Here is a 26,585-nt window from a genome sequence, read left to right as displayed (position 1 = left end):
CCCATTCTGTTAAAATCTAGGAACAACTTTCTTTGCAATACTTTTATTGACCCATTAATTAAGTAATATGCACATCGTCTTCAAATGGTTTACCCAGCACTCCTCAAAGAACCGGTTGCAGCTACTTTTTCCTTCCTTAGAAAATGAATCAAGAATAACATAAAGGCCGCACTGGATAAGGCTACTAGGGTAATGATATACCAGGTAGACGTATATCCCAAATTCGCCACTAAATTCATACCGATGCTGTGTCCAAAAATATGGGCTATAGAGAATGATATGGAATAATAGGCCATGTATTGCCCTTGATTTCCTTTTATGGATCTATTTAGGGCCAAGGAATTGGAGAAAGGAAATACGATCATTTCTCCAAAGGTCATTAAAACCATACCAATAACAAGGGCACCGAACCATCCGGTAAGATTGATTACAATAAAGCTCAATGCCGTTAATATTACCCCAATAAGGATGAGTTTGGACATATTATTTTTACTGCCTTCCAACCACTTGATCAAAGGCATTTCGAAAATAAATATAAGAAAGCCATTCAAACCTAGGAGTAGGCCGATCTCGGCCTCCGTTAAATGGTGAACATCTTTATAGAATATGGGAAGGGTAGATAACAATTGAAAAAATGCCAGCCCAAACAAGGTCATTGCCACCAAGAGAATCATAAAGGCCTTATCCGTGTAGGCTTCCATGGGATTCACAACCTTCACTTGTTCAATAACGTTAGCTTTTCTAGGATTGAGAATTTGCAATAATAAAATTCCGGCTATAAAACAGGTAATGCCGTCTATCCAAAAAAGTCCCCCGTAACTTAAGGCAAAAATAATAAGTCCTCCCAGGGCGGGTCCCGCAGAAAACCCTAAATTAATTGCCAATCTAATCAGCGTTATGGATCGAGTTCTGTTTTCTGGTTTGCTATAGGAGCTTAATGCCACAAACATGGCCGGACGGAACATATCGGCAATGGCCATTAGTAATAAGACACCAATACAAAAACCAACAAATGATGTTATGTACTGTAGGAGGATAAAAGAAACGCCTGAAGCCAATAAGCTAATTACCATGACCTTATAATAGCCTATTCCATCCGTTAATTTTCCTCCAAGCCATGAGCCGATCACCGATCCCAAGCCAAAAAGCGCCATGACCCAACCCACTTCCGCAAGGCTAAAGCTTAAACTTTGGGTAAGGTATAGGGAAAGAAACGGTATAACCATGGTACCGGCCCTATTGATTAGTGTAATCAAAGCCAGCCACCAAACTTCTTTGGACAGGCCATTAAAAGTATTAAAATAACTGGATACCAATTTTTTCATTTATTACATTCAATTTTAATCTAAGGTGGTATAATGGTAAAATCCTAATATTGGTGATGGATACTGCCTAAATGTTACAGATTATTATCCCAATAATATAAATTTGACTCCTAGCACCAAATAAACCCGGTTTGTGGATATTGATTATATCCTTTTAAATTGGGGATTTCAGCTTCCATAATCGATTCTATGGCAGAGGTATCCTAAACCAATTGCATTATTGTTATAATTAATTTTTAGGAGACTCAGGGTAATTTTAAGTTCGCCATTATACATAATTCATTCAATAACCTTTACCTTGTATTTCCGAAGATGAAAATGATGGGTAAAGTTGCGTGATGGCGTTTAATTTTTTTTTGGTATTACCCCAGATATACTCTAGAAATTCAGCCGACCATTGATTTATTGCAGTAGGTGGCTTTCTCAAAATCCCGTATGTTTATGGAAATAATGGGAACTTCGGGAAGCATTGATGTCAATTCAGAAACTATTCTTTTCGATAATTCACTTTTTTCGAGAATGCTTCTTCCTTCCATAATATTGGCGAAAATGTGCATAAAGTCGTCCCTGGTATTGCCTATCGTATAATATTCGAAGGGATTGATCCTTACCTTAATATCCCCGACTTCAAAAAGACCGGATGCTTCAGCGGTATCATAAACTCTCTGAATGATTTCGTTTGGAGTCTTTTTGTTTAATATGTTTTGCGAGCAATGAATTACAAAGTGTGGCATACTATTATTCTTTAGATTATTTTAGGCAAGTCCAACCTGCTTTATAAGGATGTTGAACTTGCCATACTTTTTTTCAATTCTATTTAATTAGGCAGTTTGGAACAATTCTTTCTTGGTTTTTCTTACTTTTTTTCTATTCTGTGTTTTGTCTGAAGCTGATCTATAACCTACAGGGGCTATCACGGCTGCATTGAGTCCTAGCTCATCCAAACCCAGTATTCTATTATAGGCTTGTTTGTTGAACCCTTCCATGGGGCAGGCATCTATTTTTAGCTCCGCACAGGCAATAAGAAGGTTGTTCAAGGCCAGATAGGTCTGTTTTTCCGACCAACTTTTGCGTTCCTCTGTCGACATCTTGGCGATGCTCCTCTTAATGAATTCCCCATATTCTCTTATCCCATCGGAAGAATTGCCCTGTGTAGTGATAATTCGTTCTACATAATCGTCTACATGCCTATCATAGTCAAGGGTGTAATTACAAAAAACGAACAATTGGGATGCGTCTGTAATCTGCGATTGATCCCAAGAAGCTTTTCGCAGTGCTGCCTTTACTTCATTGTTTTCAATAATCAATACTTTATACAGTTGTAGACCATAGGAAGATACGGAAAGCCTAATGGCTTCTTTTAGCAATTCCAAGTCTTGCTTGCTTACCTTTCTTTTTGGGTCGAACATTTTGGTGGCATATCGCCAATTTAGGTGATCAATTAGATTCATTGTATACTGCTTTAATGTTTTACAAAATTTTGAATAAGGAAATCTTCTTGAAATCCTGTTTTTAGATATAGTTCTTTTGCCATGGAAGACGCTTGTAGGGTGGCATAGATGGCACCTTGGTGTTTGGCCAGGTCCAAAACATAATTCAGTAGGTCTGCGGCATATCCCTTTCGTCTATGCTTGGGGACCACCCCAATGGAATGGATACCGGCAACCTTAGGGGTATCCATATAAATAACCGCTGTTCCAATGGATTGTGGCCCATGGTTCCCAATGAGATAGTCTACCCGATCCATGGTAAGTTCAACTGTTTTCGGGCTGATAAAGTATCCAAAGGCTTTATGGAAAAGCTTGGACCAAAGCGTGGCTGAGTTGGTATCGCTTACCTTTTGGAAGGATAATCTATAGGGTCTATTTTGAATACCCTTGAGCTGTAGGGACATTCCGGTCAATTCATTTTTTATGGAGAAACCATGGGATTTTAATAGTCCTTCCGGCGCAATGTTCTGCCATATGGGAATAGTGATACCGTCCCTTTCACATCTGTTAAGGATTTCCTCTAATAGTTCTTGGGTCGGAGGCCTATGAAACCATAGTTTATTTGGCCATTCCGATTCTGACACGGTGCTGATGGCGAAATTTTCATCATCCAACAATTGACCGTCCTTACTGCCAGCCAAGCTCCATAAGCTTGTAAGATTGTTAATGTTTGCTGTAATCAAATCCATAATTTTTAATATTTTATAAGTATGATGCCTAAGGTCATCACTATCATTCCCATAACTTTTTTAATGGTGATGGGTTCCAGGGGCATACCAAACCAACCAAAATGGCCGGCTATCGCTGCAAAAATTATCTGACCGCTAAGTCCAAAAATCACCGCAGTAGAAATCCCAATACGTGGAATGATGTAGTAAAAGAGCGTTACTGCCAAGAAACTTAAGGCCCCTCCTGTAAACCACATATAAGTTGGGATGGATTGTAATTGGTCTATGTTTGGAAGTTCGCGAACGGTCATAAAAACTGCAATTAGTGTAAAACTTGCACTCATTACCAAAGCTGCGGAGGTAGCTAACAAGGTGTTGTTTAGAAGTATCCCGAGCCTCGCATTTATTCCCCCTTGGATTACGACCAAAATACCTACCGTAAACGAGAGCAGTAATAGTGATGAATTGTTCATGACCTTACTTTTTTGTATTCAAAGGGATGGCAATAGGCCGCAATGGGGACCCGCTTGCACCCCTTAATTTCAGGGATGCGGCAATAAATGCAAATTCATACACCTTATCCTTGGATAACTGTTCCAAGAATAGCTGTTCTATGAACATAACCCCCTTTTCGGCCAGCAGATAGGTGTGGACCGGTACCCAATTGTCTTCCCGTTCTGGCGGAAATGCCTCAAAACTAAGGTTATCGGCACCCAAGAGCATAATTCCTTGCTCTTCTACCAACCATTTGACGGCCTCAAGGCCAATACCTGGATAGTTATCTAAGTAGTGTGGGGCATCTTCGTAGAATTCGGCTTGACCGGTTCTGATCAAAACAACATCTCCGTTATTTAGCTTTATACCCTGTTTCTTCAGGGTGAGCTGTAGGTCTTGGGAAGTAATTCGGTAGTTTTTTGGAAGTGGTCCTTTGGCAGCAGCCACGTCTAAGAGTATCCCTCTGGCAATAATTGGAGGAATGGTTTCTGCGCCGGTCTTCTTCCAGCCCTTGTCGCCAAGGTATTCCTCTGGGGTAAAGCCGTTCCATATTTTTCCATCCAGGCCAAAATGGTTCAAGGCATCTATATGTGTACCCATATGGGTATACATGGAGATGGCATCCCCGGTATAGCTTACTTTTTTGTTCATGCCCTCTCCTAGGCCATTGGGATTGTCCACTATGGTGCCATGGGGCGTATGCGTAAGCCAATACTGGTAACCCGGATCTCCCAAAGAATGAAAACTGGGCATCCCAACAAAGTAATCTACACTAAGGTCGTAGGTCTTTCCAGAGGTTATTTTGGAGAATACCTGAAGCTTTGAAGCTTCGGTCATCATGTTGAGTGTGCCAATTTGATCTTGTGGCCCCCATGGGCTTTGGCCCACTACTTCCTGTTGTTGCCCTTTTGTCAGAAAATGGGAAAATAGCAGGATTGCAATAAAAATTTTTGTCTTTTTCATGGTTTAAATATTTTGATGGAACAAATATTAAAACCATTTGGAACTATTCCATTAAGGTATCTTAAGAACGCTAATAATCCCTTATATTTTTTCGGATTGTGCTTAAATGTTCAGGGGTTACCCCTAAGTAGGAGGCTAGCATATATTGTGGAATCTGTTGTTCTATGTCCCGGTAACGCCCGAGAAATTCAAGGTAGCGCTGCTCGGCAGACTGGCTCATACTATTGATCGTTCTTTCCTGTAGGGCAACATAGCCATTTTGTGTTTTGATACGGAAAAATCTATCCATCATATGGATTTTATCAAAGAGTTCATCTAATCTATCCCTATGTATTTGCAGTACGGTACTCTGTGTTATGGCCTGTATAAAGAAGGTGGCAGGTTTTTGAGTGAGATAGGCATATAGGTCGTTGATCCACCATCCACTTATCCCGAATTGTAATATATGTTCAGCACCCAATTCATCTATACTATATAGTTTTACGCATCCCTGGGAAATAAAGCGCATATGGTTGGAATATTCCCCACTTTGAAGTAGAAATTGTTTCTTTTTTAGATATACTGGTTCAAAGGATTTTTGAATCAGCTTGGATTCATCTTCGGTAATAGGAACCAATTCTTTGATATTTCCGATGAGGAGGTCGTACATTATTTTGGGATTGGATTATTCTTATATAATTTTCTGATTAAAATTCGAAAAAAATCCTGTTAGGTACAAGGTAAGATCTATTTTTATTAATCAAAGTAAATAGATAAAACCTTAGAGATTACAGGGTGTGGGGTAGTAAATAATATAGATTGTATCCATTTTTGATCTTATCTGGACCATTGGCCTTATGTTCTTTGAAGTAAATTTCTTCAGAAACTTTCATCCAATATTTAGTTAATGGTAAAAGGGTTCAAAAAATAGAAAAGCGATAATACTGTAAAGCAGGTTTCCAGATAAAATATTTTTTAATTTAGCGGCATGAAGACATTGGAACAACAACGACAAGAATTTTCAAAAGGTCCCTTTTTGGCAACGCCAATTTCAGGATTGATAGCTTGGTTGCTGGTAGCCTTATCCGGTATTTTTTTTTCTGATTGGGTGACGGTTTGGGTACTATTTATAGGAACTGGAAGCATCGTATATTTGGCCTTGTTTATTTCGAAATTCACAGGGGAGAATTATTTGGCTAAGAACAAGACCAAGAATGTTTTCGACAGTTTATTCTTTTTCACTGTGGCTCAGGCGGTGTTGGCATATGCCATTGCCATTCCGTTTTTCTTGATCGATTATACTTCCTTACCCTTGTCTGTTGGTATATTGACCGGAACCATGTGGTTGCCTTTTTCCTGGATCATTCAGCATTGGATTGGCATTGTACATGCCATAGTAAGAACGGTAAGTATTGTATTATTGTGGTATGTATTTCCCGATTTAAGATTTGTGGCCATTCCCTTGGCCATTGTAGCGATATACGTTGCAACCCTTGTTATCTTAAATAATAGAAAGAAAATGGTTTAATTTTCCACGGCCAAGACATTTCAATTTATTATTCCCAATTATTATTGTCTTCGTTATTTCTGTACGTTTGTTTTAAGTTAGTAATGTAAATATTACGGTTTGTGAAGAAAGAGGAAATTGGAAATAAAATTAGGAAGAAGCCTTGGCCTACAAAAGCGGCTATGGAACAGGTTTATGAAATGAATCTTTGGGGTGGAAAGGAATCCGATTTTTATTCCGGGGAAGGGTCACATCTACCTGAAATTGTAAACCCCTATATAGCTGTTCTAACATCATTCCTAAAATCCTTTAAAGAACCCTTGACCGTTTGCGATTTAGGCTGTGGGGATTTTAATGTAGGAAAGGATTTGGTTGGACATACAAAGAGGTATATGGCCATAGATATAGTGATGGGGCTAATAGCCCGTAATAAAGAAACATTTAAATCCAAAAATTTGGAGTTCCTTTGTTTGGATATAGCACATGACGATTTGCCTTCAGGGGATTGTGTGATATTGAGACAAGTGCTTCAACATTTATCCAATGCAGAAGTACAAAGTGTAGTAGGTAAGTTGTACAATTATAAATATGTTGTTTTAACGGAACATTTACCTGAAGGGGATTTTATACCCAATAAAGAAATTATTTCCGGACAGGGAATTAGGTTGAAAAAGCAAAGTGGCATAAACCTATTGGCCCCACCATTTAATTTGAAGGTATTGGAAGAAAAACAATTGTTATCCCATTTGGTAAATGATGGCAAAGAAGCAATAGTTACTACCCTTTATAGAATGTTTTAGGTTTTCATCATGTTGATACACTTGGTTGTATTTAAAGTTTAATTTGCCTGGGTTTCAATTTTAACCAAAGGACGGTCCATAAGCTGGCCTGTTCAAAGAGGTATTGCCCTACTGATAAATATCATTGCTTCCCAGTTTTTAATAAAATATATTCGGGCAAACAGTTTCAATTATGACACGAAGAATACTTTGTCCGACGGATTTTTCCAGAAATGCTCAAAATGCCATTGATTATGCCATTGCCCTTTTTAAAAAGGAAAAGTGTGTTTTTTATATTCTAAACACTTATCAAGTTGAAGCTTATACTTTGGAGCTCACGTTTACCAATACATTGGAGGAATCCAAAAAGAAATCGACTGATGGATTGCAAATTGTTCGTGATTGGGTAACTGCTGATAAGGCTGTTCATCATGAATTCCACACGGTATCAGAACGTGGTAATTTAATTGATACCATGAAAAATATGGTGGATAAACACGATATAGATATTGTTGTTATGGGGACCAAGGGAGCTGCGGATTCTAGAATGGAAATTTACGGGAGCCAGACGGTCCTTGCCATGGAAGAAATAAGAGGCTGTCCGGTACTTGCCATACCTTCAAAAACAACCTATACTAAAATAAAGGAAATTGTTTTTCCAACGGATTACAGGACAAACTTTAAAAGGCATGAATTTCAGTCTATGGTTGACATAGCAAAAATTTCAAAATCATCAATAAAAGTGTTAATTGTGCTCCCCAAGGATGAAATACTGGATGAAGACCAGATTAATAATCAAAACCTTTTAAAAGATTATTTTGAAGGCTTGGACTGTTCTTTCCATTCCATAATTAACAAAGATGTGCAATCGGCAATCAATGTGTTCTTACAGAGTAGTGGCAGTAATATGATTGCCTTTATGAACAGAAGGCACCATTTTTTTAAAATGATATTATCCCGACCTATGGTAAAAAACCTTGGTTATTACAGCACTATACCGGTTTTGGCTTTACACGACTTTAGAAGATGATGATAGGAGTACTATGTTGGACTCTCAGGAATTGGGCAATGTGCATAGTTGCGCATAATACGGTTAAAGGGGAGTGGTAAGCACAACAATAGAAGCCAACAGGAAGCCTTAACTACATACATTTGGCGTTCATTAAAAAGACCACAACATTTTATGAAGCAGTTGTAATATAAGTATGTTGAAGGATTTTAGGATAAATGGGTCTGTGTTATATTATTACTAGGGATGACCAATATCATATTATTTGACCCAGGAGTTGGATATTTTTAAAGTATAAACCTAAAACAGTTTTTATATGAGAATTTTAATCCCAACAGATTTTTCAGAATTATCCAAGGTAGCGATCCAGTATGCTGTAGATTTGAGCAAGGACCTGGAGGTAGAACTTAAACTACTTCACGTAATAGATACCAGTGCCCCTTCAAGGGCCAGAGTAGGTTCCAATAAGCTTCAAGAGGCTATAAAAGCTAGTTCCGAAAGGGCAATGAAAGAACTTTTGGCATCTATTGAAAAAGATAATACCCATAAGATTGATATAAGCTATGAAATTACTTCTGGTACGTCCATAGGAAAATATGTAGAAACGACTGCGCTTAAAAATGATATCGATATTGTATGTATTGGAACCAAAGGTGCCAGTGGGCTTAAAAAGATTCTCTTTGGTAGTAATGCCGCCAGTATAATAGAGAACAGTAGTATCCCTGTGCTTACCATTCCTGAATTTGCCCGATATAAGGGTATCAAAAATATTGTATACTCCAGCGACTTTTACAATCTTGAGAAAGAGCTCGATTTAATTATCCCATTCGCAAAGTTAATGGATGCATGGATTCAAATCCTTCATATAGATAAGGCCGATGAAGGTTTTGAAGGGGACCTACAGCAAAAGGAAAAGAGTTTAATAAAGGATTTTTCTTATCAAAAGATCAAAATGACCGAACTAAAAATCAACTCCGTTGTATTGGGTATCAATAAGTTTGTGGCCGATGTTGACGCAGATATGGTAATCATGTTTACCCACCATACCAACTTCATAGAAAAGGTATTTCAACAGAGCGTCACCCAAAATACGGCATTTCAAACTAGAATACCACTTTTTACTTTTCAAAAGGAGGCATAAACCTTGAACAAAACATTTTCCCCTTATTAATTAGTGTTACTGTTTTGACCCAGTTTTAGGTATAGGAATGTGCAGTTCGGAACTCAAACCAATCAAGGATAACCTAAGTAAAATTGGAGGTTGAGCTTCATTGAATTTAATGGTATCAAAATAACAGATAAAGGGAAAATTGGATTAACGGAGATATGGTGTTGGCAATCTGCCAAGTGCATTTATGAATGGCACTTAATATCCTCCAATATGACTACAATAGGATAAAATATTTGTATGCATTACCTTAATGAAAGCCATATTCTACTTTTTATTGTGCAAATCCTTGTTCTTCTCGGGGTTGCACGTACCCTTGGTGTTATCTGTGAGTCCATAAAGATTCCGGCCTTGGCTGGTGAAATTTTAGCTGGTGTTATTTTGGGGCCAACCCTACTCGGAAGGGTATCTCCAGACTTACAAAACATGCTTTTTCCTGATAGCGAACCCCAATACATAATGCTGGAAACGGTTTCTTGGCTGGGGGTCTTTTTTCTTTTACTATCTTCTGGGTTTCATGTAAATGTAGGGCATGCGCTCCGAAGTGGCCGTGCATCCATTTTCATCGGTATTGTTGGAGTGCTGTTTCCCATCGCCATTGGCTATCCCATTTTTAGTGCATATGACCCTATTTATTGGGGAGAGGCAGCCACAGGAATTACCTTCCCTTTATTTTTATCCGTAGCATGTTCCATTACAGCCATTTCCGTAGTGGCACGTGCCTTGGGGGATCTGGGAATCAGTAAAACACCACAAGCGTCCCTTGCCCTTTCTGCCTGTGCAATCAATGATATTTTTGGATGGTTATTGTTTACTGTTGTAATGTCAATGGTAACGGCCCATGCAATGGGTGTCATGGAATTGGGTTTTAGGGCTTTGCTGGTAATCGCCTTTATTATTGTAAGTATAGCTGTTGGGGCCAAAGTGTTGAATTATGCGCTAAAGCGAGTCGAGGGTACTTCATTACCACAGCCTGCAGCGGCACAGACTCTAATTGTCAGTGTTGGATTGCTTTGTGGAGCCATCACCCAGTGGATGGGAATTCATGCTATTCTGGGATTCTTCCTGGCAGGTACCATGGCCGGAAGTGCCAAAAGAGTAACAGAGGATATTCGGAACAGCGTCTCGGATACTTTGCACGCCATTTTTGTGCCCCTCTTTTTTGCCACACTAGGGATTAAAATCGATTTTTTGGCCGGACTGGAACTTTGGCCAACCGTTATATTCTGTGTTGTTGCCATTTTGGGTAAATTTATAGGTGCCTGGTTAGGAGCAAAAATGGGTAAGCAATCTCAACAAACCTCTACTTTAATGGGCTTGATCTTTATTCCGGGAGGTGCCATGGAGATTGTGGTTGCTACACTGGCAATAGAATTGGAACTCATTGGACAGGCAATATTTGTGGCTATTGTATTTTCAGCGCTACTTTCCTCGATTCTCGCTGGCCCATTAATTGGAATCCAGGCACGTAGAATGGGGATCGGGAAAAGTGAAGTCAATCTTAGTTAGTAAGTTATAGTACTGCTATAATTCCTTAAGACCTTGAGCTTCAACTATAAGATTGGTGAATGCCGTTTCAGGATTTGAATAGGCTATTAAGCTGTCCTATGACTAAAATCTAACAACCTACGAATTAATGGGAAATCTTGAAGTTATGAATAAAGAAAATGAAGAGGTTGGTTTAAAGAAACAACTGGGTACCGTGCAAATATTGCTATACGGTGTTGGGACTATGCTGGGAGCAGGGATTTATGTATTGGTTGGCAAAGTAGCTGGATATTCTGGAACACTTGCTCCACTTTCTTTTCTGCTTGCGGGGGTCTTGGCCGGATTGACCGCATACTCTTATTCACTTCTTGCGCCGCGGTTCCCGAAAAGTGGAGGGGAAATAATCTATGTAGGTAAGGCATTTAACTCCAAACGCTTGGCCTCTTTAGTGGGGTGGGGCGTAATTTTTACTGGGTTCATTTCCGCCGCTGCCATTCTCAAAGGATTTGTTGGCTACCTGGACGTGTTCATAGAATTCCCCGATGCTGTTGTCATCATTGTTAGTATGACACTACTGAGTTTATTGGCCATTTGGGGTATAGGGGAATCCCTGAACGTGATTGGATTAATAACACTGATTGAGGTTGGGGGGCTACTCTTTGTCATTTTTGTGGCCGGCATAGATATGGAGAAATTCACTTCGCAGTTTTCCAGAATGTTCATCGCGGCACCAGGTTATGATATTTTTGCCGTGTTTCAGGGCGCATTCCTAGCCTTCTATGCCTTTGTTGGGTTTGAGGATTTGGCAAATGTTGCTGAAGAGGCAAAAAATCCAAAAAAGAGCATGCCTATAGCCATTATGGGCAGTTTATTTATTGCGTTGCTCCTCTATGTGGCCGTCGCCGTAGTCGCCGTGATTGCCTTGCCGTTGAACGAACTTTCTTCTACCGATGCACCTATGGCGGACATAGTCGCGAACAAGGGCCCCCATTATGCCTATATTATAAGTCTCATTAGTTTGGTTGCTGTTTTAAATGGAGTTTTGGCGCAGTTAATAATGGGCTCTAGGGTCCTTTACGGAATGGCTGGGCAGAACAACGCACCCAAATGGTTTCATCAGGTACATCGTAAGTATCGCACCCCTATTCTGGCCACTATTGCTATAGCCATTGGGATTGTTGTACTAGCTATTTTTGTGCCTATTGTTGAACTGGCCAACACTACTAGCTACGTTGTTATAAGTGTTTTTGTTATGGTAAATTTATCCCAGGCCAAGTTAGCCATTAACGATTATGGGATGAAGAAATGTTGGGGGAACCGGAAGTTTTTATTGCCATTGTTTGCCGCTCTGCTATGTGTTGTTTTTCTACTGTACAAGATATTGGCCGAAGTATAGCACAGATGAATAAGGTGAGTTTCTTTAGTTCTTAGTGTCTAGGAATGCTTAGGGTTAATGTTGCCCGACCGAGCTTGCCTATTAAGGGGAAGCCTTCCAATGGCAATAGGGTGCACACTAATTTTTAAGATATCATTGTTCAAAATGTCTCGACTATCTTAAAGGATGGGCATCATTAAATTTATAGGGTTCAATATACGGAGATGACATAATCTACTTTCTCCCCCAATTATTCAAATCCCCAACGTAATCAATTCCTTTACTTTGTGATAGGTCAATGCAGCTTTAATACATTCCTTCAATTCCGCCTTCGGGATTTTCTGATTCAATTGAAAAACTATGGCACGCTTGCCTTCGTATTGAAATTTGTGGTTGAAAACCAATCTAAAAGTATCTACCAATCTACTAGTGCAATGAAAATACATGGCGTACTGGTCTGGCGTTTTTTCTTTCCAATCCATTCGCAGGGTACTACCATCTTTGGTTACAAAACTTGGTTCTCCCCATTTCAAAGTTTCTTCCAATTTATAGACCTCTTCGGTTTCTTCCGCTGTTTCAATGACCAATTCCCGCAACGATTGCATTTTATCCCGAACAAACCCTGGATAGTTTGCAAAAACCGCATCAACTTTCGGGCTTGTGATTAATTTTAGGTTACCCATTTTATTCGTTTATTTTTTATTCGCAGTTGTCAACGTTGTCAATCTTGGATTAAGGGGAAGTAAGTTACAGCTTTGTCCGCATATTTTAAATTGGATGCTTTTCTACATTGAAGTTATGCTGTATCGGCCAAAAATGCAAAAGTGTGCAGTAATTTGTAGTATTTGGGTTATTGATTGGTACTGACGCTGACCCTATCATGAGCAATTGGTAAAATTACTCGCCTATTTAATGAACCTGACTTCCTATATACGTTTCATTAATTCATACTTACAATTTCAGGTTTTGCAGGTATTGGCCCTATTACTTTTACACATTGCTGTCTTTTGCTTCTTTTACCCTATGGGTTGTTTTTGTAACTGTATCATAGATAAGTAGGCCCTCGCCATGGCTATCCAGTTGTGCGCATAAAACTCCCTCAGCATCCCAAATTGATGTTTGTCCGGCGCTTAGGTAATTATCACAAAATCCTATGCAGTTGGCCATTAGTACCGGTATTGAATGTTGGTCCGCTATTTTCGGAAAGTGCTCATACGCTTTATCTATTCCAGTCTGTGATTTGGCTACACTGGCCAAATATATATCCGCACCCATTTCCCTTGCCTTTTTTACATGTTGTGGCTGTAAAGATTCGTAACAAATGGCAAGGGCAATATTCCTGTCTTTTATGGCCAAAATAGTATTTTCGATTCCTTCTACAAAATACGGCTTTTCGTCCGGATGCAGTATTTGTTTAAAATAGGTTCGCCGTGGTTGGTTTGGTTGAAAAATAACCATACCGATTAGAATTCCCGATTCCGATTGGATAGGCAAACCAACTCCAATGGCTATTTGATGGGCGTCGCTAATATCTTGAAACACTTGCAGTCTCTCATCGTTTTGGTCGGTCGCCAAATCCTTGGCAAGTTCCGGTTCGTAACCTGATAAAGATAATTCCGGAAATGCAATCATGTCGGTTTTTTCGGAAACGGCAAGTTCTATCCATCTTAAATGGTTTTGGATATTGGCCTTTATATTTCCTTTTTCCGATTTTGTCTGTGCAACACCAATTTTCATTGTATTTGTTTTTTCCAAATTAATATTCCAACAAAGTTCCTTTTTTGGTTTTAAATAATGTCGTCGGAGAAATGTCCTTTGTGCTTTCCTTTAGAAAATTTCCCATGGTTAAATTCTGTTGATCTTCCTTTTGGAATCGTCAAACTTTTCCATTCACTTCCTTTGATCATTTTGCCTAAGTAAACAATTTGTCCAATATGATAGGAATAATGGGTCAACTGTCTGTTTATTGCCTCGATTATTGAATGCTCTTGGTTCCTGATATAAATCTTGGTATCAAAATTTTCGTTGTTAATAGAGGCTAAGGCCTCAAACAGGCAACTCCAGGCATCATTCCATTTTGATAGTAGTTCAACTTTTGATTTCATTTCGGATTCAAATTCCGAATCACGATTACGCCAAGCTTTTTCTCCGTCTGTGGTTAAAAAGTCTGTCCAGCGCGATTTCATATTTCCACAAAGGTGGTTCACCGTAATTGCAATGGAATTGGACTCTTCATTATATTGCCAAAAGAGGTCTTTTTCGTTTAATTGTTCAACGGTTTTTTCCCCTAAGGATTTGTAATATTCAAATTGCTTCCTAACGCTATTCAGATATTCAATTCTCATAATATTTTATTCAAATTGGCAACCCCGGGCTATATGTAAATTATGTCGGGATTGGATTCTAGGATTCATCGAAGAAAATAGGGACATAGTTAACATGTTACCTTCAATTATTTTCAAAATTTTTGCCAGTATTATAAATCGATAATAAGTCTAATATAACAAATCTTTAAAACCCATCTGCCTTCTGTACGGTATTTGACCAATTGGTTCAGAAATAAACAGGGTGTATAGCCTGTGCCTGGACCAGGCTAAAAATACAATCGTGATTTTTCCATTTTTGCATACTTATTTAGAAAACGGGTCAAGGCATTCCGTTTGATTAGTAAGAATTTTGCAGTATGAATAAAATATCAAACTTCGGAATTTTTACTTTACTGTTTGTTAGCAGCCTAACTATAATGGTAGGTACAGTTATTGCACCCTCATTATCAGGAATTGTAGAACATAAAAATTTGGGCTTTTCACCTGGTTGGTTAATTACATTGCCATCTCTGGGTGTTGTCCTTTTTGCACCTATAATAGGTAGATTACTGCATAGACTGGGTGCTATCAATTTATTAAGCTTGGGGCTTATACCATACGCTATTTTAGGCCTATTGGGTGCATTTATCACCAATGATTATTTATTAATTGTCGATAGAATTTTACTTGGTGCGGCCACGGTAGCCATTCAAGTTTCGGTAACCGCTTACATTGCCGATTTTTTTACTGGGGAAACTAGAGTAAAAATGATTGCTTGGCAAGGTATGGCCATTGAGTTGGGAGGTGTTGTTTTTTTAGCTATTGGCGGAGTATTAGGGGAAATTAATTGGCAATTTCCTTTTTATATCTATCTTTTAGCCTTGGTATGCTTATTCTTGGTGATAAAAGTATTACCAAAAGCTACTCCTCATAAAGAAGTTAATAAAGAAGTCTCTGCAACAGATACCAATAATAAGTCTAAAGTGCGTTTAATCTTTATTGCATCACTATTGGCCATGATGCTATTCTTTGTAGGCTTTGTTACTTTACCTTTGCACTTACCACAATCATTTGGGTTTAGCGAGTCTGAGACTGGTTATTTAATGGCGTCTATTTCGGTAATTGCCATTATCGCCGCTAGCCGTATGCCGAAAATGGTAAGAGTTTTTGGAGATGACAAAACAGTGGTTTTGGGCTTTTTATTTTTTATGTTGGGCTATATTGTTTTGGCTACTACGACCAGCATAGCCTTTTTGTCATTGACCGTGATTTTTATAGGTACGGGTTTTGGATTTACCATTCCCTTATTGAACCATATGATGTTGGAAGCCAGCACCGCAAATACTCAAGGTAAAAACTTAGGTTTGTTTTCTATGGGTGTTTTTGGGGGACAGTTTTTATCCACCTTTGTGGAGTATATTTCTCATAATTATATGGCCATTTATAGTGTTGCGGCCAGTTTGGCCCTATTAATCGCTTGTGTTGTATATTTTTTGTTTCAAAAACTGCATAAGGAATACACTCGATTAAATTCTTCCTACTTTTAAGGTATACTTTAAAAGTAAATGAACAAGAAACCTTGGAATAATAAAATTAATATCATTCAAAAATTGGAAAGTAATAGTGCATTGCTTTCCAATAATTCTATGGGAATTTATTTTGAGCCTAGAGCTAAAAATAGCTTGGCCATTCATTTTAAACCATTAAATGAAGATTTTAAGAACGAAGTTTTCCAAGCCAAAGAGGGTGTTTTGGTGAATTTTGAACGCGACCTTATAGATGAAGATGACATAGAGTATGCCCTAGATGTGATGTCACTGTTTAACAAGTATCCACAATTTATTTTGACTAATGAAAATGAAGTGGAGCAGATACAAAATGTATTGATTTTGCTCAAGAAGGAATTCTTTAGTGATTCTGTCTCATACATAATGCTAAAAACTTTATTAAAAGTTTTATTGCTGCATTTAATACGTTATCAAAATAATGGATTTTTGGAGCAAGACTTAAATCAAAAAAGAGTGTTTCAATTTCTAGAATTAATGGAAATCAATTTTTTGACCGAAACAAACACTGACTTCTATGCCAATAAAATTGGAATAAGCATGAAGCGCTTAAATCAGATCCTAAAAGAAAAACTAAATCTCACCGCAAAACAAATTATTGGACAACGTCAGATTACGGAAGCAAAACGCAGACTTGTTAAGAGTGAAATTACTACCAAAGAATTGGCATTTGTATTGGGTTTTGATTCCATCAGTAGTTTTTCAAGATTTTTTAAGAAAAATGTAGGGGTTAGCCCATCTGCATATAGGATGCAAGATAAGTTATAAGTAATTTGCTTTGGAAGCACATAACATTGGACTGTGAGACTTCTTTTTGGTCCAAAGCCTCATTTGAATAATAATATTCCTTTTCCAATAAATGAAGTACCAAAACGCACACTTATAATAAACGAGCTCCAAGTTCCTAAAAGTTGCTTTCCTCTGCCATTTTTACAACACCTACGATTAGGATCAAATTGGCAAAGCGGCGCTGCTCACCTGTCTGAATAATCAATGTGGTATTGGGTTCCCTAATTTTTTCGTAGAAAGCCCAGCGTTCCATGGTCTCCCAGGATACATCCCCCAGCAATGTTTTGTATGCATCGTGTATTTCGGCGCTTGCTTCTGCTGGCTTTTCCATGACAATTGCTCCTTGAACAGGACAGACTTCCAAAATGCCTTCAAGTACTGTAAGGGCATCCAATAGTCCCGGACGAAAGTTAAGATGTACAGTGGTGGAGTTTGGACCTGTCATGGCACCGACGGGTAAATTTCCGTCTGCAATAACAACTTGTGCAAAATGCCCTGATCGCGCAAGCACTTCCATGATTGTAGGATGTATTACCGGAGTCTTTAACATAAGCTTATCCTTTAAAAAATAATATTATTAAAACACGGGGCGTTATTTGTCTCCCAGTGTTTTCTGTTTTTCACCTACCTCTTGCATTTGGTTAAGTTTCTGGTCACGTTCAAATTTAGCACGAACTACATATTGTAGACTCCACCATTAATGTCCAGCGTGGCACCGGTAATAAAACCATCGTATTCGGACGCCAAAAATACAACTGCACGGGCTACGTCGTCGGCGTTACCTGCGCGTTGAATTGGAATACCGGCTGTAGTAGCAGCAGCCGATTCTTTGGTGGTATGCGTGTTGTGGAATGAAGTGCCAAGGATTAGCCCCGGTGCAACTGCGTTGACCCGTATACCTTGAGGACCCAATTCTGCCGAGAGAGCTCTAGTAAAGGTAAGGATTGCACCTTTGCTGGTTGAATAAGCCAGCGATCCGGGGTGACCTCCTTTGCGGCCAGCGAGTGATGCCAAATTAACAATGCTGCTATTGTTATTTTTTGCTAGAAAAGGAGCTGCGGCCCGCGTTACGAACATCATGGAGGTAAGGTTTATATCCATGACCTTATTCCAGAACTCAGCTTCCATTTCGCTCAGCATTTTACGGGCAACCAGTGAACCTGCATTATTGATAAGTATGTCCAAGCCACCAAATGCTTCTACTGTTTTTTTAACCAAGGCATTCGCATCGGCCTCCTTGGTAAGATCACCACTTAAAGCAACGGCTTTCTGACCTTTGCCGGTTGCGTATTCCGTTAATTGGTTTGCGGTATCGGCACTGGAAAAATAGTGAATGGCAACATTGGCCCCATTATCTATAAAGTGCTTGGTAATTGACTCGCCAATTCCTTGGGCGCCAGCGGTGATGAGAACGTTTTTTCCTGTTAATTTGTTATTGTTTTTCATATTGTTCCTGAGTCAATAGCGTTGATAATCGTTGTAAAATTAATACTTGTCGTTTAGGATGGGATATATTTATTTTTACAAATATAATATAAGAAGGTAAGCAATTTAATATTGTTGCCACTGCCAACTTTGATTTTGGTCTTGGAAATGGTTTTGTGCTTTTAGTAAATTTTGTTCTAAAAAAGGATAACGATCAGGACAGGAGTAGAGGGGAGGAGGGAAACTCTTCACTATCTTATAGGTGCCATGGGATGGCTTTTGCCCGCGCGAAAACATGCCCGACTCAATATTAAGGAGGGCGTTAAGGCTTCAATTTATGGCCAATGATGTGCTTTCGTTGATTTAACCGTCGGTACTATTAGATTTACTTTTCAGCGTCTGCCAACTTCTTAGTATCTACGTATTGTTGAAAGGCCGTAATTTTTCCTTCATTATTAAGCGTCCATAGATGTGCAGCTTGGGCATTGTAGGACTTTCCGGTTGTTTTTACTTTAGCATCATAACGTAGAGTGGCCAAGATCTTGTTGCCATTCATGCTGTGGATATTAATATCCTTTAAGCCAAAATACTCATGGTTGGCTCCAAGACGGGCAAATACGCCTTCTAAAATTGCATTTGGACCAATATAGGGATTGCCGTCCGAAAGCGCATTACTTTCGGCTTCGTTCCATTCAATATTGGGATCCATAGAACCAAGGACTGTAGGCATATCCCCAGTGGCAAAAGCATTGTAAAGATTCTCGATAACCTTAAGATTTTGTTTGTTTTCCATGATTTTTGGTTTAAGTTATAAATGTATTTCCAATTCCTTTTTTTTTGTCTTTCGAAAATCTAAGGCCCTTTCCAAAGGCTTCATAAATTTAGGTGTGATTCTAATACTCTTGTCCATTCCTTAATTAAGCACTGGGCTCTTAGATATGGATAGTTTGGGGTTTATGCCGGGGAAACTTCTATAGGGGACTTGGACATACTAAACCTGCAACGATATTGATTTAAATTATATAGGACTTGTTTTTATTTTACCAGGTGAATTATTATTCCCAGTATTCCGATTGCCAAACATAGGGGTGAAAATAGTTTGGTGTCCAATTTTCCGAATTCCGTTTTCTTTATACTTTTAAAAAATCCAACATATCTAAATTCGCCAATTGCTCTTAAAAGAAAAATTATTGGTATTATCCAACTTCCGTATTTTATAATCCATGCTGGTAAACTGTATTCAATAAGTCCTGATTTAAGAACATAAAAAATACCGAATATTGTCAATCCAATTCCAACAATGGCACTATCAATTTTTTTAGGATTCAATACTCTTTCTCCGCTTTCCTTTGTGGGTAAGGATTCTGAAAATCCAAATTTGCCTCCGATCACCCAATTGAAATGAATTAGTCCAAGTCCAATTAGTATTATGCCCAATAGAATTGATAAATACATAGTTCTCGGTCGGTTGCTCTCAATTTTTTACTGAAGTTCCTATAAATTTAGTTGCGGGGGTTAAGCACCTAATTTAAAAAATAAAAACCGAACTTTTCGCCTAACCGACAGAAAATAGGTCCTGCCATTTTTTTATGCCTTAGATGATTTTCGTGAGTGGGCTTTAATCATAAAATTAGCCAGTCCTGCAATGCCTGTTCGCTGGCCCTTACTAATTTTGAAGGGAACCATGCCAAAAAGCTTGGCCAGCGGGTACAACTCATTCGGGCTGGTTAATTTTTACGTTGTGGTAGAAAGCGTTTTTCTTTGCTTTTTTAGCGTTTAAAAGACCACCGAGAATTACACAAGACATTCCTATAAGGTAAGCTGTGTAAAAAGGTTCATTAAAAAAAACGATCAAAAAAATGGAAGACAAGACCGGGGTTAAAAAAACAAACGGGGCTATAAAGGAAGCTTCGCCAATTTTGAGCGCTTTAATCCAAAAAATATATGAAAGTCCATTGACAAAAAAGCCATTTATGACAATAGGAGTTATAGTATTTAATCCAGGTGTTTTAAACTCCGAGAATATATTCATTGAAATGAACGAAGCAACACTGGCAGTTAAAAAATAGATAGTTAATAAACTAATATCGTTCATTTCAATTTTTTTACTTAGAACCGAAAATAAGGCAAAAACAAATGCTCCAAAGAATACGATTAAATCTATAGTTAAGTTTTCAAATTTTAATTGGCTAAAATTTCCTTTTGTCAATACCATAAATACACCTAAAAACCCCAAAAGAATGGAAATTACTTTTGGGGTTGTAAGTTTTTCCCTTAAAATTATGAGTGATAGAACAGCAACTAGTATAGGCCAGGAATATTGAACAATAAGGACTTCCATTCCTGGTGCATTGGCATAGCCAAAATAGAGTAGTACATAATACAAATAAGTACCTAAGAAGCCCAGGGATATTGCCTTGAGCCATTTGTTTTTGGAGATTTTGTATAAATGGGCAATATTTTTTTTATAGATCCCAATACCCAAAAAAAACAATAGTGAAGACAAGCTGGACCAAAAAAGAAATTGATGGTTATCCAACCCATTTTGTCCTAATTTGGATACTACAGGAATTAATGCCCATAAGAATACACAGACTAAAACATAAACGATTGATTTGTTCATACTAGAAAACTTAAGGTTTATAATTGCTACAAACTTCAGTTTTATGTGCGACTATAAATATGACAATTGGGGAAGATTATGGTATTATTTGGTATTTAAGTTGAACTTGGCAGATTTTCTATACTCCGTTGGTGTTTTTTTAAATTGTTTCTTAAAGGCTTTTATAAAGTACGAACTATCAGAGTACCCAAGCTCTGCTACAGTTTGTTTAACACTAAGGTCGCTATAACGCAGTATTCTTGCCGCCTCATTTAAAATGTAAGTTTCTAGAAATTTAGCAGGAGTAAGACCAGTAGCATTTCGTACTATTTGATTAAGCTTTTTTTGAGAAATTGCCAATTGGGAAGTATAAAAGTGCAATTGTTTTTCTTCGGTGTAATGCTGCCTGACAAGTAATACAAACTGTTCCAATATTTTAGTGTTATTTGTTTGGGCCTGAACACTATCATTTTCTTTTAAGCTTTTAAATCCGTTTATTTTGGTTAGAATTATATGTAGATAATCCTGAACTATACTTTGTGATATACTTGTGTTTGTTATTGAATAATGATTCAATAATTTAAATTCATCATTTAAAAGTTCAACTTCCTTATTAGGAACTTCTATGTAGGCCTTTTCTATGTTGTGAAAAAGAAGTGTGGATTTATTTTGAAAGCGGTCTAATAAACTATCGCAAAAACTAATAACATAGCCTTGTACATTTTTGTCGTAACTTATTTTATGTAAATAATAAGGAGCCAGTAGAAAAATGGTTCCATCGGAATATACATAATTTTGCCCTTCAATCATATGGGTTCCGGAGCCCTTTGCAATCCAAACAATTTGATAAAAAACGTGACGATGAAGAATTGTGCTGTAATTGTTTATAGTGTTGTATTTACCATCAACAATTTTATCTATGACAATTTTTTTATCATACTTTTTAATTAATTTTTCAAATTCATTTTTAATCACTTATCGGTGTTTTTAGTTCTTGGGAAAACAATTTGTATAATCGTCAGTTAAGAGAATAAAGTTAATATTTCTAGGTTAGGCTAACGCTAAGTTCCCAAGGAAGGCAAAATTTCAACAAATAATGGTTGTTAATAGTAGCCTCGGTTCTTAATTCAATTTCTTTCTGTGCTCCCTTATTTCAGAATCTGATAGCCCAAGAAATCTGGCGGCATTATTATAAAAAACATCCCCTTTTTGTTCCTCGCTCAGCCAATCCAGATTATAAATTATTTCAATATTCTTTCTTACTGTCCCAAAATAATCAGAAGCAAACATTAACCTGTCGCCAAGCCCTTCGCTAAATAACTTTTTTACATTTGGTTCCCAAACTTCTTTTGGGAGGAACATACTAACTGCAGAAATCTCACAATAAATTTGAGGATACTCCTTCATTAAATTTAATGATTGATCAGAATATTCCCCTCCATAATGCATCAGGTACAACTTTAGCTTTGGATATTTTTCCAAAATAGGTTTTAGTAATTCAGGATTTGCGTAGGCTGGATTATAATTGGGCCTTTCCTCCTTATTGACTCGCTCTACTGGTGGTCCGCTATCTGCATGAATGCCAATGGGAATATTATACTCCATTGCTATTTTCCAATAAGGCTCCAATCGTACGTCGGTAGGTGGTATACCATAATAATTAAACATAGATTCCCCTAAACTCTTAAAATTTCCAATTTGGTATATTTCACGCAATTCGGATTCAGAGTAGAATTCCTTTTCGCAAGGTTCGTCTTGTTCTACGGTTTTTGTACAGGGAAAAATTAGTCCTGACCAAAAAAGGCGCTCTGCCCCAGCATACATTTTAGCATATTTTAATGGTCCGCCGCCTAAAGCCAGCACCACATTATTCTTTTTGTAATCTTCAATGGCCCAATATAGTTTTGCACTATCAATATCAACATTTAGATGCCGGTATATTTCATTATCCCCATACCCTTTAGTGATATGAAAATGCATATCGATAATAGGCTGATCCTTTAAAAAGGCATCAAGTGTTTCTTGAGCAAGGCTTGAAGAACATGTAATACTGAAAATTAAAAGGGTAATTTTTAAAACTTGTCTTTTCATATTTCGTTAAATTGTATTCAATGTCTAGGCTATGATTTCGGTAAGAATAATCCTAGAAACCAGGCTTTTGGGCAGATAGGATTTTTTGGGATCGAAATAGTACGAGATTAAAAATAAGAAATTATTGGGATGGAGCACAAGGTGACATTGAATGCTTATTTACGCTTGTTTGCTTTGAACAGCTGGTTTCCACAGTGAGGTTAATTTTAACCTTTGTTAGTCCCTTTGTTTTTAAACTTTTATTGGTTGACCAATTGTGGGAATGATACACCTTATATTTTTTCCTTTATCGTTTAACTTATTTTGAAACTCCCAAAAATCTTGTCCAAGATTGTGAATAGGGATAACAATTTTTGGATTTATAGACAAGGTTGTTTTAACAGCCTCGTCAATGTTCATTGTGAATTTCCCACCTATAGGGACAAATGCTACATGAATGTCATTCACTGCCTCCATATCTACTAAAAAGTCCGTGTCGCCCAGGTGATAAAATGATAATCCGTCGATTGTCAAAATAAAGCCAACACCTATTCCTTTTTTATGTTGTTTTATGGTTGATGTTCCTTGTTGAGTGTTATAGGCATTCAAAACTTTCAAGGAGATGCCATTATCTATATGGAGGGTTTCATTTGGCTTCACGAGGTTGATTCTATCCCCAAGCTCTTTCAAACAACTTTTAGGGGCAAAAATTATTGTATCCTGTTTTATTAGTCGATCTACCGTTACTCTTTTGCAATGGTCTTTGTGGTGATGGGTTATAAATATAAGATCCGCTTTCTCAAGTCCGTTAGGCATTCCATCAATTGGGTCCGGCCATTTTGAGTACTCTGTTTTATCCGGATATTTTGAAAAATACGTTTTTAAATAGGCAGGGTCAAAATAGATTACTTTTTTGTTGATCCGCAATCGAATCCAGGAATTTGGAAACCAGGTTATATCAGTTTTAGATATTATTTCCATGCTGTTTTAATTCCATTAGTAGTTCCGATATTCTTCCATATTTCAGGTATATGAAAAGTAAAGGATTTTTATTCAAAAATGTATTTTTTCTGAAAATTTATTGGCTGATTAAGCCGCATTCTAGTAACCAGTGGGGTAGGGCGTACACCTTATAGCTTGGCAGGCAGAAAGACTAGTTGGGTCTGGTTCCTTATGGCATTGTAGAGGCTAGTGTTTTTATTTACTTAATTTCAATATTCTAATCGCTCCTTGGATTACCAAAACAAAAACTATTGTGCCTATAATTAAATCGGGTTTGCTCGAGTTTAACCAGTTTACCAAAAGCCCGGCGATTATAACGCCCATATTGATGACCACATCATTTGAGGTGAAGATCATACTCGCTTTCATATGGGCCTCTTCTTTGCTTTTAGACTTTTGTAAAATGTAGAGACAAATTCCGTTGGCAACAAGCGCAAAAATCGAAACGATAATCATTGTTGAAAAATCGGGAAGTTTGTCGGCTCCGAAAAACCTCCGTAAGACTTCCACAAATCCAATTATTGCAAGTGTAATTTGAAAATACCCAGCAAGTTTTGCAATCCGCTTTTTCTTCATCAATGTTCCTCCAACCGCAATCAAGCTAATTCCATAAACGAAGCTGTCCGCAAGCATATCCAAACTATCGGCAACTAGTCCCATCGATTTTGAAACTATACCGGTTGCCATTTCTATTATGAAAAAGGCAAAATTGATGGCGAGTACAGACCAAAGCACTTTTTTTTGGTTGGTATTTTCTTTAAAATCAGTTCGGTCGGGTTGTTCGGTAGAGATTTTTTTTCCGCCTAAATGGAGTTCGATAACGGACTTTTCTATTTGCTCAGTTTCTCCGTTGTGAAAAACGGTCAATTTTCGATTTGGAATATCAAAATCCAAATGGACAATATTTGAAATTTCGTCCAATTTCATGCGAATTAGATTTTCCTCTGAAGGACAATCCATTTTGGTGATTTCAAATATTGTTTTTTGCATAATAATTGTTTTTAACAACACATTTTACACTTTTAAATTGAGTGTTGTCCTTAAAAAAGTTAAAGCTATAAATGTTACCTATTAAAGGCTTGCCAAATGGGATATGATTTTTCTTTTTTCATTAATCAAGTCGATAAATTTCCATTACATTTTCTAAAATCTTATTGAAGTCAATTTTTAAATCTATCAGTTTTCCAGAGTGAATATCAAATACCCAACCGTGAACTGTTATACCTCTATCGCGGTAGGCCCTCTGCACTTCTGCGGTTTTAATTACATTGATACATTGTTCTTGAACATTCAGCTCCACAAGTCGCTTATAGCGTAGCTCTTCATCCTTAATTCCGTTCAATTCAATTCTGTGAGTTCTGTATACATCTCTTATATTTCGCAACCAGGGATTAAGAATTCCCAAATCTGCCGACTCCATAGCAGCTTTAACACCTCCACAAAAATAATGTCCGCAAACCACAACGTGATTTACCTTTAAATGTAGCACGGCATAATCAATTACCGACATTACACTTAAATCTGTATTGGGTACCATATTTGCAATATTTCTGTGAACAAAGGCTTCTCCAGGAGAAACACCCATTAGTTCTTCGGCCGATACCCGGCTGTCGGAACATCCAATATATAGGATATCCGGATTTTGTCCTTCTGATAGGTTTTTGAAATAATTGGCATCAATGTCCAATTTGTCTTGAACCCATTTTTGGTTGTTTTTAAAGATTTGGTTGATGTTCATTTTTCTGTTTATTTAGGTTCATTGTTTGGTTTGGCCTGCGTACAGCTTTTTACTACGACGGTTTTTACTGGTTTTAAGCGATAATTTTCGATTTAACATAGACATTTTTATTTCCAAATGTTTGCCTCCACTGATCAAAGTAGAATGGTAATGGAATTGGTGGTTCCATGCTTATAGAACAGTACAGCCAATGGTGTTCATATATTGTTGGCAACTTACTTTTCTATCCGTTATATTCGTGGTATTCGGTTATAGTTACATAATACCCATCTGGGTCTCGCAGCGAAAATTCTTTTTTCATTGAATTTGGGTTGACGTGAATGTCCGCTTCTGTTGGATAATTCATTTTTTCAATGTTTGCTCGAGTAATGTCCAACTTGTTCGTTCTAAAGTATAAAATCAAACCATTTCCATTGGGAATATCAGGATTTTTCATGGTTGGGTGTTCGTGTTCGCCCCATTTATGGAGACATATCAATATTTCCCCATTATCGTCTTCATGAACGGCAAAGTCATTTCCTCCGTGTGTTCTATTACAACCAAAAACTCTTTGATACCATTCCGCACTAACATTTACATCTTTTACGGCTATTATTGGGTCTGTTTTTGTCATTTGGTTGGTTTTTAATTTTCAGTTCTGTTTTTGGAGTGTTGCCAACGGTTAAACCATGATTGTAGTTACGGTGAATAATTTGACAGGATTTACGCCCGCTCACTAAACTTACTAAAAATGCACGGATTTCACTCTGGAAAATATGCCCGCCATTAATGTTTGGTTTTATTAGCCATTGGTGTTAAATTGATTCGGCCTGGAATTGGCAAATAATTATTTTATTTCAATG

At 37.7% G+C, this 26,585-nt stretch carries 29 protein-coding genes; 8 read left to right on the top strand and 21 right to left on the bottom strand.

The window, feature by feature from the left end; translation table 11 throughout:
* Positions 1–89 precede the first annotated feature (89 nt).
* The 7 genes from BUA60_RS10835 to BUA60_RS10805 all read right to left on the bottom strand — a co-directional run bounded on the left by BUA60_RS10835 (position 90) and on the right by BUA60_RS10805 (position 5,590).
* Positions 90–1,325 (bottom strand): MDR family MFS transporter, encoded by a 1,236-nt coding sequence (locus tag BUA60_RS10835; RefSeq protein WP_072861804.1) that lies wholly within the window; start codon positions 1,323–1,325, stop codon positions 90–92.
* A gap of 386 nt (positions 1,326–1,711) precedes the next feature.
* Positions 1,712–2,059 (bottom strand): 5-carboxymethyl-2-hydroxymuconate Delta-isomerase, encoded by a 348-nt coding sequence (locus BUA60_RS10830; protein ID WP_072861803.1) that lies wholly within the window; start codon positions 2,057–2,059, stop codon positions 1,712–1,714.
* Between the two features lie 87 nt (positions 2,060–2,146).
* Entirely contained in the window at positions 2,147–2,776 is a 630-nt protein-coding gene (locus BUA60_RS10825; RefSeq protein ID WP_072861802.1) for an NAD(P)H-dependent oxidoreductase, read from the bottom strand.
* An 11-nt stretch (positions 2,777–2,787) separates the two neighbouring features.
* The gene (locus BUA60_RS10820; protein WP_072861801.1) at positions 2,788–3,504 is read right to left on the bottom strand and encodes a GNAT family N-acetyltransferase; all 717 of its coding nucleotides are present in this window, start codon (positions 3,502–3,504) and stop codon (positions 2,788–2,790) included.
* A 5-nt stretch (positions 3,505–3,509) separates the two neighbouring features.
* Complete coding sequence (locus tag BUA60_RS10815; protein ID WP_072861800.1) at positions 3,510–3,956, bottom strand: DMT family transporter; 447 nt, start codon at positions 3,954–3,956, stop codon at positions 3,510–3,512.
* Between the two features lie 4 nt (positions 3,957–3,960).
* Entirely contained in the window at positions 3,961–4,941 is a 981-nt protein-coding gene (locus BUA60_RS10810) for a cyclase family protein (protein WP_072861799.1), read from the bottom strand.
* 70 nt (positions 4,942–5,011) lie between these two features.
* Positions 5,012–5,590: a Crp/Fnr family transcriptional regulator gene (locus BUA60_RS10805; protein WP_072861798.1), complete on the bottom strand. Its 579-nt coding sequence runs from the start codon at positions 5,588–5,590 to the stop codon at positions 5,012–5,014.
* Positions 5,591–5,908: 318 nt separating this feature from the next.
* On the opposite strand from BUA60_RS10805, the gene BUA60_RS10800 reads away from it, so the two are divergent.
* The 6 genes from BUA60_RS10800 (at position 5,909) to BUA60_RS10775 (ending at position 12,267) form a co-directional block, all read left to right on the top strand.
* Positions 5,909–6,448, top strand: coding sequence for a DUF7010 family protein (locus BUA60_RS10800; RefSeq protein WP_072861797.1), 540 nt, complete (start codon positions 5,909–5,911; stop codon positions 6,446–6,448).
* Between the two features lie 161 nt (positions 6,449–6,609).
* Positions 6,610–7,227, top strand: a complete 618-nt coding sequence (locus BUA60_RS10795; protein WP_143153183.1) for a class I SAM-dependent methyltransferase — start codon at positions 6,610–6,612, stop codon at positions 7,225–7,227.
* A 172-nt stretch (positions 7,228–7,399) separates the two neighbouring features.
* A complete protein-coding gene (locus BUA60_RS10790) occupies positions 7,400–8,236 on the top strand; it encodes a universal stress protein (RefSeq protein ID WP_072861795.1) in 837 nt (278 codons plus the stop codon).
* Positions 8,237–8,531: 295 nt separating this feature from the next.
* A complete protein-coding gene (locus BUA60_RS10785) occupies positions 8,532–9,356 on the top strand; it encodes a universal stress protein (protein ID WP_072861794.1) in 825 nt (274 codons plus the stop codon).
* Positions 9,357–9,623: 267 nt separating this feature from the next.
* A complete protein-coding gene (locus BUA60_RS10780; RefSeq protein ID WP_072861793.1) occupies positions 9,624–10,892 on the top strand; it encodes a cation:proton antiporter in 1,269 nt (422 codons plus the stop codon).
* A gap of 145 nt (positions 10,893–11,037) precedes the next feature.
* Entirely contained in the window at positions 11,038–12,267 is a 1,230-nt protein-coding gene (locus tag BUA60_RS10775) for an APC family permease (protein ID WP_072861792.1), read from the top strand.
* A gap of 233 nt (positions 12,268–12,500) precedes the next feature.
* Here the strand turns inward: BUA60_RS10775 and BUA60_RS10770 are convergent, their stop codons facing one another.
* The 3 genes from BUA60_RS10770 to BUA60_RS10760 form a co-directional block, all read right to left on the bottom strand.
* Positions 12,501–12,929 (bottom strand): DUF1801 domain-containing protein, encoded by a 429-nt coding sequence (locus BUA60_RS10770; protein ID WP_072861791.1) that lies wholly within the window; start codon positions 12,927–12,929, stop codon positions 12,501–12,503.
* A gap of 307 nt (positions 12,930–13,236) precedes the next feature.
* Positions 13,237–13,983 carry a carbon-nitrogen hydrolase family protein gene (locus BUA60_RS10765; protein WP_072861790.1) on the bottom strand — a complete coding sequence of 249 codons (747 nt, stop codon included), beginning with the start codon at positions 13,981–13,983 and terminating at the stop codon, positions 13,237–13,239.
* A 50-nt stretch (positions 13,984–14,033) separates the two neighbouring features.
* Positions 14,034–14,591, bottom strand: coding sequence for a DUF1572 family protein (locus tag BUA60_RS10760; protein WP_072861789.1), 558 nt, complete (start codon positions 14,589–14,591; stop codon positions 14,034–14,036).
* A gap of 338 nt (positions 14,592–14,929) precedes the next feature.
* Between BUA60_RS10760 and BUA60_RS10755 the strand changes: the two genes are divergently transcribed.
* On the top strand, positions 14,930–16,099 hold the full coding sequence (locus BUA60_RS10755; RefSeq protein WP_072861788.1) for an MFS transporter: 1,170 nt from the start codon (positions 14,930–14,932) through the stop codon (positions 16,097–16,099).
* Positions 16,100–16,117: 18 nt separating this feature from the next.
* On the top strand, positions 16,118–16,885 hold the full coding sequence (locus BUA60_RS10750) for a helix-turn-helix domain-containing protein (RefSeq protein WP_072861787.1): 768 nt from the start codon (positions 16,118–16,120) through the stop codon (positions 16,883–16,885).
* Positions 16,886–17,021: 136 nt separating this feature from the next.
* Here the strand turns inward: BUA60_RS10750 and BUA60_RS10745 are convergent, their stop codons facing one another.
* From BUA60_RS10745 to BUA60_RS10695, 11 genes are all read right to left on the bottom strand, one after another.
* Positions 17,022–17,456 (bottom strand): RbsD/FucU domain-containing protein, encoded by a 435-nt coding sequence (locus tag BUA60_RS10745; RefSeq protein WP_072861786.1) that lies wholly within the window; start codon positions 17,454–17,456, stop codon positions 17,022–17,024.
* 125 nt (positions 17,457–17,581) lie between these two features.
* Entirely contained in the window at positions 17,582–18,352 is a 771-nt protein-coding gene (locus tag BUA60_RS10740) for an SDR family NAD(P)-dependent oxidoreductase (protein ID WP_072861785.1), read from the bottom strand.
* Positions 18,353–18,716: 364 nt separating this feature from the next.
* The gene (locus BUA60_RS10735) at positions 18,717–19,124 is read right to left on the bottom strand and encodes a nuclear transport factor 2 family protein (RefSeq protein ID WP_072861784.1); all 408 of its coding nucleotides are present in this window, start codon (positions 19,122–19,124) and stop codon (positions 18,717–18,719) included.
* Between the two features lie 242 nt (positions 19,125–19,366).
* Entirely contained in the window at positions 19,367–19,786 is a 420-nt protein-coding gene (locus tag BUA60_RS10730; RefSeq protein WP_072861783.1) for a DUF3995 domain-containing protein, read from the bottom strand.
* Positions 19,787–20,045: 259 nt separating this feature from the next.
* Complete coding sequence (locus tag BUA60_RS10725) at positions 20,046–20,954, bottom strand: DMT family transporter (protein WP_072861782.1); 909 nt, start codon at positions 20,952–20,954, stop codon at positions 20,046–20,048.
* 84 nt (positions 20,955–21,038) lie between these two features.
* The gene (locus tag BUA60_RS10720) at positions 21,039–21,908 is read right to left on the bottom strand and encodes an AraC family transcriptional regulator (RefSeq protein WP_072861781.1); all 870 of its coding nucleotides are present in this window, start codon (positions 21,906–21,908) and stop codon (positions 21,039–21,041) included.
* A gap of 147 nt (positions 21,909–22,055) precedes the next feature.
* The gene (locus BUA60_RS10715) at positions 22,056–23,024 is read right to left on the bottom strand and encodes an amidohydrolase family protein (protein WP_072861780.1); all 969 of its coding nucleotides are present in this window, start codon (positions 23,022–23,024) and stop codon (positions 22,056–22,058) included.
* 231 nt (positions 23,025–23,255) lie between these two features.
* Complete coding sequence (locus BUA60_RS10710) at positions 23,256–23,984, bottom strand: MBL fold metallo-hydrolase (protein ID WP_072861779.1); 729 nt, start codon at positions 23,982–23,984, stop codon at positions 23,256–23,258.
* Positions 23,985–24,200: 216 nt separating this feature from the next.
* Positions 24,201–24,995, bottom strand: coding sequence for a cation efflux transmembrane domain-containing protein (locus tag BUA60_RS10705; RefSeq protein WP_072861778.1), 795 nt, complete (start codon positions 24,993–24,995; stop codon positions 24,201–24,203).
* 121 nt (positions 24,996–25,116) lie between these two features.
* Positions 25,117–25,743: a carbonic anhydrase gene (locus BUA60_RS10700; protein WP_072861777.1), complete on the bottom strand. Its 627-nt coding sequence runs from the start codon at positions 25,741–25,743 to the stop codon at positions 25,117–25,119.
* 223 nt (positions 25,744–25,966) lie between these two features.
* Positions 25,967–26,356 carry a VOC family protein gene (locus tag BUA60_RS10695; RefSeq protein ID WP_072861776.1) on the bottom strand — a complete coding sequence of 130 codons (390 nt, stop codon included), beginning with the start codon at positions 26,354–26,356 and terminating at the stop codon, positions 25,967–25,969.
* Positions 26,357–26,585: the final 229 nt, after the last annotated feature.

The sequence above is a fragment of the Arenibacter palladensis genome (assembly GCF_900129275.1).
Taxonomy (GTDB): Bacteria; Bacteroidota; Bacteroidia; order Flavobacteriales; family Flavobacteriaceae; genus Arenibacter; species Arenibacter palladensis.
The sequence above is the reverse complement of the archived record's forward strand: the minus strand, read 5'-3'. Positions and strand labels throughout refer to the sequence as shown.